The organism is Castellaniella daejeonensis, from assembly GCF_039523555.1.
Classification (GTDB): Bacteria; Pseudomonadota; Gammaproteobacteria; order Burkholderiales; family Burkholderiaceae_B; genus Castellaniella; species Castellaniella daejeonensis.
The window spans coordinates 273,600-290,137 of record NZ_BAAAFN010000004.1 but is presented as its reverse complement, the minus strand read 5'-3'; the positions used below and the strand labels follow the sequence as shown (position 1 = coordinate 290,137).

Genomic DNA, 16,538 nt, shown 5'->3' with positions numbered 1-16,538 from the left:
AGCGGATGTTTCCGATGAGCCCGAATGCCGCGTCCTGCCCCGCCCCGTGGCCCGGCCGGGCAGGACGCGGACGCATCGGACTAAAATACCCCCCGTTTCCATCCCCGATCCATTCCTTCCCCGGACGCCCCTGCCCGCGCCCGGCCTGCCCGTGACCGAATCCCTCGACATTTCGCAGTTCGACTACGAACTGCCCCCCGAACTGATCGCCCAGCATCCTGCCGAGCGGCGCGACGCCAGCCGGCTGCTGCACCTGGACGGCACCGGCGCCCTGCATGACCGGCAATTCATCGATCTGCCCGGCCTGCTGCGCGCCGGCGACCTGCTGGTCTTCAACGACACCCGGGTCATCAAGGCCCGGCTGCGCGGCCGCAAGGACAGCGGCGGCCAGGTGGAAGTGCTGGTCGAGCGCATCACCGAGCCCCGGCGCGCCCTGGCGCACGTGCGCGCCAGCAAGTCGCCCCGCCCCGGCACCCGGCTGGTGCTGGCAGGCGGCGCCTTCGAGGCCGAAGTCCTGGGCCGCCAGGACGAGCTGTTCGAACTGGCCTTTCCCGCCCCTGTGCTGGAACTGCTGGAACAGCACGGCAGCGTGCCGCTGCCGCCTTACATCGCCCACAGCGCCGACGCCGAGGACGAAACGCGCTACCAGACCATCTACGCCGACAAGCCGGGCGCGGTCGCCGCGCCCACCGCAGGCCTGCACTTCGACCAGGCCATGCTCGACCGCCTGCAGGCCAAGGGCGTGGAACGGGCCTTCGTCACCCTGCACGTGGGCGCAGGCACCTTCCAGCCGGTGCGCGTCGCGCGCATCAGCGAGCATGTCATGCATGCCGAACGCTACGTCGTGCCGGCCGAAACCCTGCGCCGCATCCGCGAAACCCGGGCGCGCGGCGGCCGCGTGGTCGCCGTGGGCACCACCAGCGTACGTTCGCTGGAAGCGGCCGCCCACGACGGCGACGGCGAGCACACCTGCGAGGGCGACACCCGGCTGTTCATCACCCCCGGCTACCGCTTCTCGAACGTCGACGCCCTGATCACCAATTTCCACCTGCCGCAATCGACGCTGCTGATGCTGGTGTCCGCCCTGGCGGGCATGGATCCCATCCGCCGCGCCTATGCCCACGCCGTCCAGTCGCGCTACCGCTTCTTCAGCTACGGCGACGCCATGTTCATCGAGGCCGCCCAGGGCCTTGCCCCCGCAGACCAGCCCCAGACCCCATGACCGGACTTCAATTCGAACTGCTGCACACCGACGGCGCCGCCCGGCGCGGCCGCCTGACCCTGAACCATGGCGTCGTCCAGACGCCGATCTTCATGCCGGTGGGCACCTACGGCAGCGTCAAGGCCATGCTGCCGCACGAACTGGAAGAGATCGGCGCCCAGATCGTGCTGGGCAACACGTTCCACCTGTGGCTGCGGCCCGGTACCGACATCCTGGACCGCCATGGCGGCCTGCACGGCTTCATGCAATGGAACCGGCCGATCCTGACCGACTCGGGCGGCTTCCAGGTCTTCAGCCTGGACGGCATGCGCAAGATCACCGAAGAAGGGGTGCGCTTCGCCTCGCCCATCGACGGCTCGCGCCTGTTCCTCACGCCCGAGGAATCGATGCGCATCCAGCGCAGCCTGAACTCGGACATCGCCATGGTGCTGGACGAATGCACCCCCTACCGCATCGGCGACCGTCCCGCCACCCACGAGGAAGCCGCCGCATCGATGCGCATGTCGCTGCGCTGGGCCCGCCGCTCGCGCCAGGCCTTCCTGGACCTGGGCAACCCCAACGCCCTGTTCGGCATCATCCAGGGCGGCATGTACGAAGACCTGCGTGACGAATCCCTGGCCGGGCTGACGGAAATCGGCTTCGAGGGCTACGCCATCGGCGGCCTGTCGGTCGGCGAGCCCAAGGAAGACATGATGCGCGTGCTGGCCCACGTGACCCCGCGCATGCCCGCCCAGGCGCCGCGCTACCTGATGGGCGTGGGCACGCCCGAGGACCTGGTCGAGGGCGTGAGCCGGGGCGTGGACATGTTCGACTGCGTCATGCCCACCCGCAACGCGCGCAACGGCTGGCTGTTCACCCGCCACGGCGACATCAAGATCCGCAACGCGCGCTACCGCGACGACACCCGCCCCCTGGATCCGGAATGCGGCTGCCACACCTGCCGGCACTTCTCTCGCGCCTACCTGCATCACCTTCAGCGTGCCGGAGAAATTTCCGGCGCCCGCCTGAACACCCTGCACAACCTGCACTTCTACCTGCGCCTGATGGAAGACATGCGCACGGCCATCGAAGAGGACCGCTTCGAGTCCTGGCGCGAAGCCTTCCATCGCGACCGGGCGCGCGGCATCGAATGAAAACGGGAACACGGCCGGCCGGATATCCCGCTACAATCAAGAGTTAATTTCACTCACGGGCCGGATTCATGCGGCCCGTGTCCACCCCTAGAATCCCACCGACATCGCAGGAGCCTACATGTCCTTCGTCGACACCCTGACCCTGATCCCGGCCCAGGCCGCCGGGGAACCGAACCCGCTGATGAGCATGCTGCCCATCATCCTGATGTTCGTCATCCTGTACTTCCTGATGATCCGCCCGCAGATGAAGCGCCAGAAGGAACACAAGAAGATGGTCGAAGCCCTCGCCAAGGGCGACGAAGTCATCCTGTCGGGCGGCATGCTGGGCAAGATCAGCAAGGTCAGCGACAACTACCTGACCCTGGAAATCGCCCAGGCGGGCGACAAGGCCGTGGAAACCGTCGTGCAGCGCAGCGCCGTCACCGCCGTCCTGCCCAAGGGCACGATCAAGTCGCTCTGATCCGCCCGGCGGGCGCCGCTTCCGGCGCCTCGTCTCTCCAGACCCGCCCCCCTTCCGATCGACCATGAACCGCTACCCTCTCTGGAAATACCTCATCGTTCTGGCCGCCGTCCTGATCGGCGTGCTCTATACGCTGCCCAATCTCTACGGTGAATCGCCGGCAGTCCAGATCGCTGGGGCCAAGACGGCCATCAAGGTCGATCAGAACACCCTGGCCCGGGCCGAACAGGCCCTGGAGCAGGCCGGGCTGCACCCAACCGCCGGCTCGTTCGAGATGAACGGCCCCGTCGGCACGGTGCGCCTGCGTTTCGACTCCACCGACACGCAGCTCAAGGCCAAGGACCAGCTCGAAAAAACGCTGAACCCGGATCCTCAGAATCCCGACTACACGATCGCGCTGAATCTGATGTCGGCCTCGCCGAACTGGCTGACGGCGCTGGGGGCCCACCCCATGTACCTGGGCCTCGACCTGCGCGGGGGCGTGCACTTCCTGCTCCAGGTGGACATGCAGGGCGCCCTGACCAGCCGCTACGATTCCATGGCCGGCGAAGCCCGCACCACCCTGCGCGACGCCAAGATCAAGAACGAAGACGTCGAGCGCAACCAGCAGTCGGTGCGCGCCACCTTCGCCACCGAAGCCGACCGCGACGCGGCCATCGACACGCTGCGCCGTGCCATGCCCGAGATGGTCTTCACCCCCGGCCAGTCCGGCGACCAATGGCTGGTGGACGGCACGCTCAGCCCGGCCGCCATCACGCAGGTCCAGGACAATGCCCTGAAGCAAAACATCCAGACGCTGCACAACCGGATCAACGAACTCGGCGTGGCCGAGCCGGTGATCCAGCAGCAGGGCGCCGACCGCATCGTGGTCCAGCTGCCCGGCGTGCAGGACGTCGCCAAGGCCAAGGACATTCTCGGCCGCACCGCCACGCTGGAAATCCACATGGTGGACGATTCGCCCACCGCCACGGCCGCCCTGGCCTCGGGCCGCGTGCCCTTCGGCCTGCAACGCTACGACGACCGCGACGGCCGCCCGCTGCTGCTGCGCCGCCAGGTGATCCTGACGGGTGAAAACCTGCAGGACGCCCAGCCCGGCCGCGACCAGCAGACCCAGCAGCCCACCGTCAACCTGACGCTGGATTCGAAAGGCGCACGCATCTTCCGCGACGTGACCCGCGACAACATCGGCAAGCGCATGGCCATCGTGCTGTTCGAGAACGGCAAGGGCGAAGTCGTCACCGCCCCGGTGATCCGTTCCGAAATCCCCGGCGGTCAGGTGCAGATCTCGGGCAGCATGACCGCCCAGGAAGCCGCCGACGTGGCCCTGCTGCTGCGCGCCGGCTCGCTGGCTGCGCCGATGCACATCATCGAGGAACGCACCATCGGCCCCAGCCTGGGGGCCGCCAACATCAAGCAGGGCTTCGATTCGACGCTGTACGGCTTCACCGCCATCGCGATCTTCATCATCCTGTACTACCACCTGTTCGGCCTGTTCTCGACGCTGGGCCTGAGCTTCAACGTGCTGCTGCTGCTGGCGGTGCTGTCCATGCTGCAGGCCACGCTGACCCTGCCCGGCATCGCCGCCATCGCCCTCACGCTGGGGATGGCGATCGACGCCAACGTGCTGATCAACGAACGCATCCGCGAGGAACTGCGCGCCGGGCTGCCGCCCCAGCAGGCCATCCACCTGGGCTTCGACCGCGCCTGGGCGACGATCTTCGACTCCAACCTGACCAGCCTGATCGTGGGTGTCGCCCTGCTGACCTTCGGCACCGGACCGGTGCGCGGCTTTGCCGTGGTGCACTGCATCGGCATCCTGACTTCGATGTTCTCGTCGGTGGTCGGCGTGCGCGCCCTGGCCAACCTCTGGTATGGCCGCAAGCGCAAGCTGAAGACGATCTCCATCGGCCAGGTCTGGAAACCCAAGCAGGACTGACGGCCCCGAGCCCCGAGCCCGTCCACCCCGCACCCAGGACACATCATGGAATTCTTCCGCATCCATCGCACCATCCCGTTCATGCGGCATGCGCTGATCCTGAACATCATCAGCCTGCTCACCTTCCTTGCCGCCGTCTTTTTCATCGCCACCCGGGGATTCCATCTCTCGATCGAATTCACCGGCGGCACGGTGATGGAAGTCCACTACGAGCAATCCGCCCCGGTGGCCGAGATCCGCACGGCGATCGACGCGCTGGGCTACACCGACTTCCAGGTGCAGAACTTCGGGACATCGCAGGACGTGATGATCCGCCTGCCGGTGCATCCCGACGAGGACACCGCCGCCCAGAGCCGCACCGTGCTGTCGGCTCTGCAGGCCCAGCACCCGGACGTGCAGCTGCGCCGGGTGGAATTCGTGGGGCCGCAGGTCGGCCAGGAACTGCTGCACAACGGCCTGATGGCGCTGCTCTTCGTGGTGGTGGGCATCATGATCTACCTGGCCGTGCGCTTCGAATGGAAGCTGGCGGCCTCGTGCGCCCTGGCGAACCTGCACGACGTGGTGATCATCCTGGGCTTCTTCGCCTTCTTCCAGTGGGAATTCTCGCTGTCGGTGCTGGCCGGCGTGCTGGCGGTGCTGGGCTACTCGGTGAACGAATCCGTGGTGGTGATGGACCGGATCCGCGAAAACTTCCGCAAGCAGCGCAAGGCCTCGGTGCGTGAAATCATCAACACGTCGATCACGCAGAACATTTCCCGGACCGTGATCACGCACGGTTCGACCCAGATGATGGTGCTGTCGATGTTCTTCTTCGGCGGTCCCACGCTGCACAACTTCTCGCTGGCCCTGACGATCGGGATCTGGTTCGGGATCTATTCCTCGGTGTTCGTCGCCGCCGCCCTGGCCATGTGGATGGGCATCAAGCGCGAAGACCTGGTCAAGCCGATCAAGAAAGACGGCCCCGAAGTCGAACTGGGATGAGATCGGACTGGGAATGGTCCCCTGCGGACCATTCCCAGCCGATCGAATCCGAGCCGCTTGCAAGCGGCGAGGTGGGGGAGATGCAACGGCTTGAAGACCCCGCGAGCCACTTCGTGCCGATCGAATCCGAGCCGCCTGCAAGCGGCGAGGTGGGGGAGATGCAACGGCTTGAAGACCCCGCGAGCCACTTCGTGCCGATCGAATCCGAGCCGCTTGCAAGCGGCGAGGTGGGGGAGATGCAACGGCGAGGTGGGGAGCCGTAACGCCTTGGAGGCCCCGCGCACGGAGGTGGGGGATTCCCCGCCGCCCGGCTCGACGGTCCTCCCGTCGGTCGGACTACCCGGCCCTTCCTCGTCCAGCCGGGCGGCGTGCAAACTCGGCCTGCGGCCTCAGACAGTGCCCGCCTTGTCTCCCGCTCTCCCTTCGGAAGCCGCCGGCGCCTCACAACGGTTGTCGGGGGAATCCCCCACCTCCGTGCGCACCCCTGGCGATCCAGCGCCGCTTGGTTCGGCGCCCCTCCAGGCAGCGGTAGCAGTTGCGCGCAACCCCACAGTACAATCATCGGTTTACAGACTCCGCCCCCGGGATATAAACCCGTCACGGCCTCATCATGCAAGAAACACCCGTCCGCCGCCCCGGCGTCATCCCCGCATCGCGCGAATCCGCCGAACACCTGAAAGACCTGTCCTGGCGCCAGGCGCAGGACCAGAACCTGGCGGCCCTGCTGCAGCCCACTGAACCCGGCCGCGTGAAAAAGCTGTTCATCCGCACCTTCGGCTGCCAGATGAACGAATACGATTCGGAAAAGATGGCCGACGTGCTGCACGCGGCCAAGGGCGTCGAACTCACCCAGACCCCGGAAGACGCCGACATCATCCTGTTCAATACCTGTTCGGTGCGCGAGAAGGCCCAGGAAAAGGTCTTCTCCGACCTGGGGCGCGTGCAGCATCTCAAGCAGCTGAAGCCCGACCTGGTGATCGGCGTGGGCGGCTGCGTGGCCAGCCAGGAAGGCGAGGCCATCGTGCGCCGCGCGCCCTATGTCGACGTGGTGTTCGGCCCGCAGACCCTGCACCGCCTGCCCGAACTCATCGACCGCCGCCGCGCCACGGGCCGCTCGCAGGTGGACATCTCCTTTCCCGAAATCGAAAAGTTCGACGCCCTGCCGCCCGCGCGTGTCGATGGGCCGGCGGCCTTCGTTTCCATCATGGAAGGCTGCAGCAAGTACTGCAGCTTCTGCGTCGTGCCCTACACCCGGGGGGCCGAAGTCTCCCGGCCATTCGACGACGTGCTGACGGAAATTGCCGATCTGGCCGACCAGGGCGTGCGCGAGGTCACCCTGCTGGGCCAGAACGTCAACGCCTATCGCGGGCCGGCCGGCGAAAACGGCGAGATCGCCGACTTTGCCATGCTGCTGGACTACGTCCACGAAATCCCCGGCATCGAACGCATCCGCTACACCACCTCTCACCCCAAGGAAATGACCGCGCGGCTGATCGAGGCCCATGGCCGCCTGCCCAAGCTCGTCCCCTTCCTGCATCTGCCGGTCCAGGCGGGCAGCGACCGCGTGCTGGCCGCCATGAAGCGCGGCTACACGGCCCTGGAATACAAGTCCATCATCCGCCGCCTGCGCGCTGCGCGCCCCGACATGACGCTGTCATCCGACTTCATCGTCGGCTTCCCCGGCGAAACCGAGGCCGATTTCCAGAAGACGATGGACCTGGTGCGCGACGTCGGCTTCGACCAGTCTTTTTCCTTCGTGTATTCGCGCCGCCCGGGCACGCCGGCAGCCGACCTGGCCGACGACACGCCGGAAGCCGAAAAGCTCGACCGGCTGCACCGCCTGCAGGCCCTGATCAACGAGCAGGCCGCCGCCATCAGCCGTTCCATGGTCGGCAGCATCCAGCGCCTGCTGGTCGAGGGCCCCTCGAAAAAGGACCCGAGCGACATGAAAGGCCGCACGGAAAACAACCGCATCGTCAATTTCGCGGGCCAGCCGCGCCTGATCGGGCAGATGGTCGATGTGCGCATCACCGAGGCCCTGGCCAACACCCTGCGTGGCGAAATCGTCACGACGGACACCACGCGGGTGGGCGAGTGAGCACGCCGAACCACTCCAGGCACGCGCATTCCCCAGAGGAAACGACGCACGGCGCCACGAAATCCCGGCCGCTGACGCTGCAGCTGGAAGCCGGCAACGACCACCTGGCCAACCTGTGCGGCCCTCTGGACGAAAACCTGCGCCAGATCGCCCAGGCCTACGGGGTGGAGATCGCCCGGCGCGGCACCCGCTTCACCATCCGGGGGCCCCAGGCGCGCCCGGCCGCACGGGCGCTGCGCTGGTTCCACGAACGCGCCGCACACGCGCCCCTGTCCCTGGACAGCCTGCAACTGGGCCTGGTGGAACTGGGCGCCCGCACGGAAGAATCCCCCGCCGGCGCGGCGGATCTGCCCGAACTGCCGCCGGTGGACGACGCCAGCCTGAACCTGCGCACCCGCAAATCCGACCTGCGGCCGCGCACTCCGCGCCAGCGCGACTACCTGAACGCCATCCTGAAGCACGACGTGACCTTCGGCGTCGGGCCGGCCGGCACCGGCAAGACCTGGCTGGCCGTGGCCTGCGCCATCGACGCGCTGGAGCGCGAATCGGTGACCCGGCTGGTGCTGACGCGCCCCGCCGTCGAAGCCGGCGAGCGCCTGGGCTTCCTGCCCGGCGATCTGGTCCAGAAGGTCGACCCCTACCTGCGGCCGCTCTACGACGCGCTGTACGACCTGCTGGGCTTCGAGCGCACGCAGCGCCTGTTCGAGAAACAGACCATCGAGATCGCGCCGCTGGCCTACATGCGCGGCCGCACCCTGAACCACGCCTTCATCATCCTCGACGAAGCGCAGAACACCACGCCGGAACAGATGAAGATGTTCCTGACGCGGATCGGCTTCGGCAGCAAGGCCGTCATCAACGGCGACCCGTCCCAGGTGGATCTGCCCAAGGGCCAGCAGAGCGGGTTGCTGCACGCACTGGATGTCCTCGACGACGTGCCGGGGATCGCTCAGACCCGCTTCACCAGCCGCGACGTGGTGCGCCACCCGCTGGTGGGCCGCATCGTCGAAGCCTACGAACGTGCGGGCGACCATGTATCCTGATTTCACCCTGTCGGTCCAGTACGCGGTCCAGGCCCCTGCCCTGCCGCGCTGGCGCCTGCGGCGCTGGGTGGGGCGCGCGCTGGCCTTTGCCCTGGCCGCGCCCGAGCCGCGCGCAGGCAGCCCCGTGACGCTGACCCTGCGCATCGTCGACACCGCGGAAGGCCGCGAACTGAACGCCGCCTGGCGCGGGCGCGACTACGCCACCAATGTCCTGACCTTCGAATACGGCGCCGACCCCTCGGGGATGATCAGCGGCGACATCGTGCTCTGCCTGCCGGTCCTGGAGCGCGAGGCGGCCGAGCAGGGCAAGCCCCTGCTGGACCACGCCGCCCACCTGGTCACACACGGCGTGCTGCACGCCCTGGGCCACGACCACATCGAAACCGACGAGGCCGAACGCATGGAGGCCCTGGAAACCCGCATCCTGGCCACCCAGGGCATCCCCGATCCTTATCGCGGCGCATAGCCGGGCCACAGGCTTCGACCGCCGAACGGCTCGCGCCGTTTATCGGTTATGCTACAGAATCCGTCACTCGTCCTCAGGACAATGCCAGACCCACACGCTTCCGATTCAGAGCCTCGACCTCCCCGGCCCGCGCGTTCCCTTCTTTCCCGTCTCAAGGCGCTTTTGCGCCCTGCTCCGCCCGCCGACCGCGACGATATCCGCGCCGTGCTCGAAGCAGCCCACGATCACTCCGTCCTCGACGGCGAATCGTACGCCATGATTTCCGGAGCCCTGGCGGTCGCCGACAAGACCGTGGCCGACATCATGGTGCCGCGCTCGCGCATGGACCTGCTCGACATCTCGCGGCCGCTGCCCGAACTGATGCCGGCCATCACCGATACCGGCCATTCCCGCTTCCCCGTCTACGAAGACGACCGCGACAACATCATCGGCGTGCTGCTCGCCAAGGACCTGCTGCTGGCCCTGGCGGACCACGCACTGGACATCCGCGCCCTGGTGCGCCCGCCCGTCTTCATTCCCGAATCCAAACGCCTGAACGAACTGCTGCACGAGTTCCGCGTGAGCCGCAATCACCTGGCCATCGTCATCGACGAGCATGGCGGCATCTGCGGTCTGGTGACCATGGAGGACGTGCTGGAGCAGATCGTCGGCGACATCGAAGACGAATTCGACGACGAGGCCGAAAAGACCATCTTCCGCACCGGCGAGAACAGCTGGCGCGCGATGGGGACCGCCGAAATCGAGGATTTCAACGAAACCTTCGGCGTCCACCTGCCCGACGAGGATGTCGACACGCTCAATGGCTGGCTGGCGGCCGAACTGGGCCACATCCCGCGGCGCGGCGAGCGCCTCGAACGCCACGGCCTGGTCTTCACCGTCGTAAGCGCCGACGGCAAGCGGGCGCGCTGGCTGCACATCCAGCGGCTGGACCCCACCCCGCCCGCCTCGGAACATGCCGCCTGAGCCCACGAACGCGGCACAAACCGGAACGGCGGCCGGGCGGCGTGCCTGGCGCGCGCCCCTGGCGGCACTGCTCGGCGGCGGCCTGCAGGCGCTCTGCTTCGCACCCGGCCCCCTGCCGGCCTGGAGCCTGCCCTTCGTGCAGATTGCCACGCTGGCCGTCCTGGCCGCCCTGACCTTCCATGCTGCGGGTCCGCGCCGAGCCGCGATCCTGGGCTGGCTGTTCGGGCTGTCCCAATTCGGCATCGGTGTCTACTGGCTGACCATCAGCATGCACCGATTCGGCGGCCTGCCCCTGCTCCTGGCCGTCGCTGCCCTGCTGCTGTTCGCGGCGGCCATGGCCGCCTATGCGGCCGGGGCCTGCGCCCTGACCGCCTGGCTGTGCGCCGGCCAGGGCAGCCCCGAGCGCCGCGCCCCGCGCCAGATACTGAACGCCATCGCCTGGGCCTCGGCCTGGACACTGGCCGAATGGCTGCGCGGCACGCTGTTCACGGGATTCACCTGGCTGAACATCGGCTACGCGCATGCCGAAGGCATGTTCGCCGCCTGGGCGCCATTTGTCGGCGTCTACGGCCTGGCCTGGCTGGCGGCGTTTTCCGCCGCCGCCGTGGCGCTGATGGCCCGCGCCAAGGACACCGCCTACGACCGCAGCGCAGCCGCTGTGGTGGGGCTGGCCCTGCTGGCCGGGCTGCTGGGCATCGCCTGGAGCCACATGGAATGGTCCCGCCCCCTGGGCAATCCCCTGATGGTGCGCCTGGTGCAGCCGGCCACGCCCCAGTCCGACAAGTTCCAGCCCGAACTCTTCCTGCCCACGCAGGACCGCATCCAGCGCCTGGCCTCGCTGGCCCCCAAGAGCGAGGCTGACCGCCCCGCCGTGGTGATCCTGCCGGAAACCGTGCTGCCGGTCTTCCAGGACCAGGTGCCCGAAGCCGTATGGCGACAATGGCAGGCGGCCGCCGAGACCATGGGCGCAACCTTCGTGCTCGGAGCACCGCTGCATGTAGCCACCCCGACGGGCGACCGATACACCAACGGCGCCATCGCCCTGCGCCCGCAGGCTGCTTCGCCGTCCGCGGCCGGCAACGGCTGGCATTACGACAAGCGCCACCTGGTCCCCTTCGGCGAATTCATCCCCCCGGGCTTTCACTGGTTCGTGCGCGCGCTGCAGATTCCCCTGGGGGACTTCGACCGCGGCACCGAACGGCAACCGCCGCTGGCGGTCGACGACCAGTTCCTGGCGGTCGACATCTGCTATGAAGATACTTTCGGCGAAGAAATCGCCGCCACGGTGGCATCCGACGGCCCCGATGCGCCAGGCGCCAGCATCCTGGTCAACCTGAGCAACCTGGCCTGGTTCGGCGACGGCTGGGCGCTGCGCCAGCATCTGTGGATCGCCCGCATGCGGGCCCTGGAAACCGCCCGCCCCGTGGTGCGCGCGACCAACACCGGCGCCACCGCCGTCATCGACGCGCACGGACAAGTGCTGGGGGCGCTCGATCCCGGCCGCCCGGGCGTCCTGGATGCCGAAGTCCAGGGTACCCAGGGGCTGACCCCCTACGTGCGCTGGGGCAATGCGCCGATCCTGGCCTGGACGTTGCTGGGACTGCTGCTGGCCGCCCGGAAAAGGCGCTATCCGGCCTGATCCTGCAGCCGCCGCTCGAAGGCGTCCTGGTCCAGGGGTTCATCGAACCAGTAGCCCTGGCCCTCGTCGCATCCGGCATCGCGCAGCAGTTCGTATTCTGCCTGGCACGTGATGCCTTCGGCAGTCACCCGCAGACCCAGCCGGTGCGCCAGGGCGATGATGGCCTCGCTGACCATGGCTGCATGCTCGCTGCCCAGCAGCCGCTCCGTCGTGGAGCGCTCGAGCTTGAGCGTCTCGAACGGCAGTTCGTGCACCGCCAGCAGGGCCGGCATGCCGATCGTCACGGCGCCGACGCTGAAGCTGAGCCCGGACTCGTGCAGGCGCAGCAGCCGGTCGCGCATCTGCTGGTCCTCGGCCACGAGCATGTGTTCGCTGAGTTCCAGGACCAGGCAATCCGGCGGCAGGCCCAGCGTATTGAACAGCCCGAACACGGTATCCAGGCCCGAATCATCCAGGCCGAGCTGGGTGGGCGACACGTTGATCGTCAGGCGCAGGTCCGGCGCCAGGTCCTTGCGCCAGTGCGCCAGCTGGCGTATGGCCTCGCGGAACACCCAGTCGCCCAATGGCCGCAGCAGCAGGCGTTCCTCGGCAAAGGGAATGAAGTCGGCGGGAGCGATCACGCCGAATTCCGGATGCCGCCAGCGCAGCAGGACTTCGGCCTGCACGATGCGCCCGGTGCGGAAGGCATGGATGGGCTGGAACAGGAGAAAGAACTGTCCGTCGCCGATGGCCTGCGGCAGGGCGTACATCAGGTCGCGCTGCATGCGTGCGCGTTCGCGCATGCCCCGGTCGAAATAGTGAAAGCAGTTGCGGCCGGAATCCTTGGCCACATACATTGCCATGTCCACGTGGCGCATCAGGGCCTCGGCGTCTTCGGCATCCTGCGGATACAGCGCCACGCCCAGGCTGGCCGAAATCCGCAGGGGATCGCCGCCCAGGCGGTAGGGTTCCGTGATCCGGTCCAGGATGGCCCTGCACAAGGCATCGATCTGCGCCTTGTCGGACATATCGCCCAGGAGAACGACGAACTCGTCGCCCCCCAGGCGCGCCACGAAGCTGCTTTCCGGGGTGACGCACGCCTGCAGGCGCCGGGCGACCTCGACCAGCAGCCGGTCGCCTGTCGCATGCCCCATGGAATCGTTGATTTCCTTGAACAGGTCCAGGTCCAGGAACAGCAGCGCCAGCGACTGCCCCGACCGGTCGGCGGTCTGGACGGCGGCCCGCAGGCGTTCATTGAAGTACTGGCGGTTCGGCAGGCCGGTCAGGGGATCGTGGTGCGCCTGGTTCCAGATCTGCGCCTCGATCTGCTTCTTCTGCGTCACGTCGCTGAGCATCGCGACCCGGCAATTGACCGAGCCATCGTGGTTCCAGGCCGTATCCATGACCACGCGTTCGGCATAGTCCTCGCCCGATTTGCGTTGCCCCCAGTATTCGCCTTCCCAGCGCCCGTGGGTGTTGATGGCATGCCACATCTCGTCGTAGAAATCGCGGTTGTGGCGGCCCGGCCGCAGCAGGGGCAGCAGTTCGCCGGCGATCTCGTCGGGCCAGTAGCCGGTCATCCGCGAATATGCCGGATTGACGTCGATCACCACACCGGCGGAGTCGGTGATGGCAATGGCCTCGCTGCTGTTCTCGTAGGCGATGGCGGCCAGCTGGGCCGACGATTCGGCCTGCTTGCGCTCGGTGATGTCCTGGACGAGGCCGATGATGGACACCTGCTCGCCCACCCGCACGGTCGAGCTGAACACTTCGATGTCGATCTCCGAACCGTCCTTGCGGCGGCCGTGGCGCTCGAACCGCAGCGTGCCGTCGCGGCGGCTCTGGCTGGCCTTGATCGATTCGGCCATCAGGAAACGCTCGCGGGGCACCACGATGCTCAGCAGCGTCATGGTGTCGACCATCTCGCGCGGCTCGTAGCCGAAGATCTCGGCCATCTTGTGGCTGACGAAAGTGAAGCGCTCGTTCTCGACCAGGAAGATGCCCACGATGGAATTCGATGCCAGGCCCTGGAAAATGGTGTCGGCCCTGAGCAACCCGGCCTGGTCTTCGCGCATCTTGGCCAGCAGGTCGTGGACCTGGCGGATGCCGTCGTTGAAATCACGGGCCACCTGGCCGAGTTCGCCCGCCCCCCGGTAGCTGATCCGGGCATCGTAATGGCCCCTGACCAGCTCGCGGCATGCGATCCTCAGCTCGCGCAGCGGCCGGACCAGATGGCGGCGCAACAGCAGGTACAGGCACAGCAGCACCACCAGATCCAGAAGCACCAGCCCGCCGCTGGCCAGCAGGGCGCGGTCCTTGCCCTCGCGCAGCAGGGGGATCAGCACGTCGGCACAGGCATCCAGCGTGCCGAGCAGGGTCTCGGCATCGTCGGCCACCCACTGGCGCTGGATGGTCTGCGGCAATTCATGGGGTCCGGACGCATGCTCGTCGCGTACATAGGTGCCCAGCAGCACGGACTGCAGCCGGCCGCGCAGGGTGGCCCAGTCGCGCCGGATCCGCGGCAGGAAATCGCGCGCGGCGGAATGATCCAGCGCGGGGATCTCGCGCCCGTCGATGACGCCGCCCTGGTCCAGGGCCTGCAGGGCGCGGTCCATCAGGTCCATTTCCTGGCTGAGCTGGCCGGCCTGCACCAGGGCGCCGTCCGACAGGCGCATCGCCCGCACCGCCAGCTGCTGGCTGGAAGCGCGCATGCGGTCCAGGGTGACGGCCTGATCGAGCGCGCTTTCATAGCGCGACAGCAGGGAATGCACGACAACCGCATTCCCCAGCACGAAGACCAGCATGAACAGGAAGAAGGCAGCAGAAACCGTCCCCGGCCCGAAGGACGATCGGACCGCCGGCCATGCAGCGCGCGATGTGTGAGGGCTCATGCCTTCCCTGTGAGATGAACGACAGCAACGGCGAGCCGAAGCACGGCCCGGAACGCCATCCCCTGGCATGTTACTGGATGCACGGAAAAGAACAATACGTTAACAACCGGAATCCACAGGCGGAGATCGGGGTTTTGACGCCGCTGCGATGACCCGGCGGAACCTGCGCAGGTCATCGACCGGCCACACCAGCCGCGGGGCCATTTCCCGGCGCCCAACCGCTGTCGGGCATTGGGCTCAATGGCTGGTCGATTGCCACGAATACCGGCCAGGCGAGTCTTCCGGCAGTGGGGAGCGCCGCGCCTCGATAGTGTCCATAAAGACGGCAAGATCACGATTGAACCGGTCAGGTTCCTCGAAGAAGGGGGAATGCCCCGACTCTAGGTAGAACTTGCCGGTCAGATTGGGATTCAGCTCCTTGGCTCGGTTGAAGGAAGGCTTCGCCCGAACCAGCGCGTCTTCAGCGCCATAGATCAACAACAACGGCTTGTGCATCGCTCCCAATCCCTTGGGCGCATCCAGTGACATCCTTTGCACTGCATTCTGCATGTTCTCGGAGGCCATGGCCGCATTGGCCAACAGGCGTTGGAAAGTTACGGCATCAGGCTGGGTGGAAAAGCACAGTGCCACGAACTCACGCTCGGCATCGAGGTGGGTCTTCAGGTCGGGCGACGCCATTCCACTGTACACACGTGGGTGCGGAACGATCTGTTCGGGCGCGAGCTCGATGACACCGCCCACATACACGGCGCCGGCAATCTTCTCGTCGCCATAAGCGGCCAAGTAATTGGTAATCACGGCCGCCCCGAGAGACCATCCCACGACAACCTGCTGCTCGACACCCGCCCCGGCAATGACGGCAGCCAAATCATCGGCCCAATGCCGTCCATCGCTGTAAGCATCGGCATTCTCCGGCTGGCCGGAAACACCATGCCCCCGCATGTCATACGTGATCAATCTGTAATGCTGCAGCGCCGGACTGCCGACCTGCTTTTCCCAGCTCAAATGACTGCCCAGCAAGCCGTGAATGAAGACAATGGGTGGGCCGTTTGGATCTCCAGCTTCCTGTACTGCGATGGATACACCATCAGGAGCAGTCACGGTATAGGATTTCGTAGCGGCCTGCACCAGTACGGAAGCCCCCATAAGAACAACCGCAACCAGCCAGCTTTGCCAGTGTTTGAAGGCCTTTGAAGATTTCATGTTGAAGCTCTGGTAGAACGAAAAATCGCATCCTAAACCCTGACACTAATGTCACGGTCAAGCAGAAAGTGATATCGTTCAATCCATGAAGCAAAGACCATCGCCTGCCGACGATCTGAAAATCGGTGCCCTGGCCAGGGCAACCGGAGCCAGCGTGCGCTCAATTCGTCACTACGATCAGCAGGGTCTGTTGGCATCGACCCGAGCCGAGAACGGCTATCGTTCCTTCCCGGCAGTGGCCATCACCCAAGTCAGGCAGATCCAGCGTCTTATAGCGACCGGCTTCAGCCTGGAAGAAATCCGCAGCTTTCCCGATTGCATGCTATTAATCGAAGGCGCGAAAGCATGCGCAAACATTACGGAAGCTCAGCGCAAGCGGCTCGCAATCCTCGAACGGCAAATAGAAGCGCTTGAAAACCAACGCCAACGCCTGCGCGCCATGCTGATCGAAAGCCAGGAAGCCGATCAGTAGCCGTTGGCGTAGCGGGCAACTCCGCAGCCTACTGCGCCAGGCAACCATGGCG

The 16,538-nt window shown here is 66.6% G+C and carries 14 protein-coding genes; 12 read left to right on the top strand and 2 right to left on the bottom strand.

Features of this window, described 5'->3' with window-relative positions; all coding sequences use genetic code 11:
* Positions 1-145 precede the first annotated feature (145 nt).
* From queA to lnt, 11 genes are all read left to right on the top strand, one after another.
* Positions 146-1,222, top strand: a complete 1,077-nt coding sequence (gene queA / locus ABD022_RS01600; protein ID WP_425545191.1) for a tRNA preQ1(34) S-adenosylmethionine ribosyltransferase-isomerase QueA — start codon at positions 146-148, stop codon at positions 1,220-1,222.
* Complete coding sequence (tgt, locus tag ABD022_RS01595) at positions 1,219-2,355, top strand: tRNA guanosine(34) transglycosylase Tgt (RefSeq protein ID WP_325124684.1); 1,137 nt, start codon at positions 1,219-1,221, stop codon at positions 2,353-2,355. Before queA ends, tgt begins: the two co-directional genes overlap by 4 nt.
* 118 nt (positions 2,356-2,473) lie before the next feature.
* Positions 2,474-2,815, top strand: coding sequence for a preprotein translocase subunit YajC (yajC, locus tag ABD022_RS01590; RefSeq protein WP_325124685.1), 342 nt, complete (start codon positions 2,474-2,476; stop codon positions 2,813-2,815).
* A 64-nt stretch (positions 2,816-2,879) separates the two neighbouring features.
* Positions 2,880-4,751, top strand: a complete 1,872-nt coding sequence (gene secD, locus ABD022_RS01585) for a protein translocase subunit SecD (protein WP_325124686.1) — start codon at positions 2,880-2,882, stop codon at positions 4,749-4,751.
* Between the two features lie 45 nt (positions 4,752-4,796).
* A complete protein-coding gene (secF, locus tag ABD022_RS01580; RefSeq protein WP_325124687.1) occupies positions 4,797-5,732 on the top strand; it encodes a protein translocase subunit SecF in 936 nt (311 codons plus the stop codon).
* An 80-nt stretch (positions 5,733-5,812) separates the two neighbouring features.
* The gene (locus ABD022_RS01575; protein WP_343819692.1) at positions 5,813-5,995 is read left to right on the top strand and encodes a hypothetical protein; all 183 of its coding nucleotides are present in this window, start codon (positions 5,813-5,815) and stop codon (positions 5,993-5,995) included.
* A 347-nt stretch (positions 5,996-6,342) separates the two neighbouring features.
* Positions 6,343-7,830 (top strand): tRNA (N6-isopentenyl adenosine(37)-C2)-methylthiotransferase MiaB, encoded by a 1,488-nt coding sequence (miaB, locus tag ABD022_RS01570; RefSeq protein WP_325124688.1) that lies wholly within the window; start codon positions 6,343-6,345, stop codon positions 7,828-7,830.
* A 71-nt stretch (positions 7,831-7,901) separates the two neighbouring features.
* Positions 7,902-8,873: a PhoH family protein gene (locus ABD022_RS01565; RefSeq protein WP_325124702.1), complete on the top strand. Its 972-nt coding sequence runs from the start codon at positions 7,902-7,904 to the stop codon at positions 8,871-8,873.
* Positions 8,863-9,339 (top strand): rRNA maturation RNase YbeY, encoded by a 477-nt coding sequence (gene ybeY / locus ABD022_RS01560; RefSeq protein WP_325124689.1) that lies wholly within the window; start codon positions 8,863-8,865, stop codon positions 9,337-9,339. Before ABD022_RS01565 ends, ybeY begins: the two co-directional genes overlap by 11 nt.
* An 81-nt stretch (positions 9,340-9,420) precedes the next feature.
* A complete protein-coding gene (locus tag ABD022_RS01555) occupies positions 9,421-10,302 on the top strand; it encodes a CorC family transporter (protein WP_325124690.1) in 882 nt (293 codons plus the stop codon).
* Entirely contained in the window at positions 10,292-11,941 is a 1,650-nt protein-coding gene (gene lnt, locus ABD022_RS01550; RefSeq protein ID WP_343819690.1) for an apolipoprotein N-acyltransferase, read from the top strand. The genes ABD022_RS01555 and lnt overlap by 11 nt, the downstream gene beginning before the upstream one ends.
* Here lnt and ABD022_RS01545 read toward each other — a convergent pair.
* Together ABD022_RS01545 and ABD022_RS01540 are read right to left on the bottom strand one after the other, a co-directional pair.
* Entirely contained in the window at positions 11,929-14,811 is a 2,883-nt protein-coding gene (locus ABD022_RS01545; protein WP_343819688.1) for an EAL domain-containing protein, read from the bottom strand. The genes lnt and ABD022_RS01545 overlap by 13 nt on opposite strands.
* A 237-nt stretch (positions 14,812-15,048) precedes the next feature.
* Positions 15,049-16,014, bottom strand: a complete 966-nt coding sequence (locus tag ABD022_RS01540; RefSeq protein ID WP_425545188.1) for an alpha/beta fold hydrolase — start codon at positions 16,012-16,014, stop codon at positions 15,049-15,051.
* An 85-nt stretch (positions 16,015-16,099) separates the two neighbouring features.
* On the opposite strand from ABD022_RS01540, the gene ABD022_RS01535 reads away from it, so the two are divergent.
* Entirely contained in the window at positions 16,100-16,486 is a 387-nt protein-coding gene (locus ABD022_RS01535; protein ID WP_325124693.1) for a MerR family transcriptional regulator, read from the top strand.
* Positions 16,487-16,538: the final 52 nt, after the last annotated feature.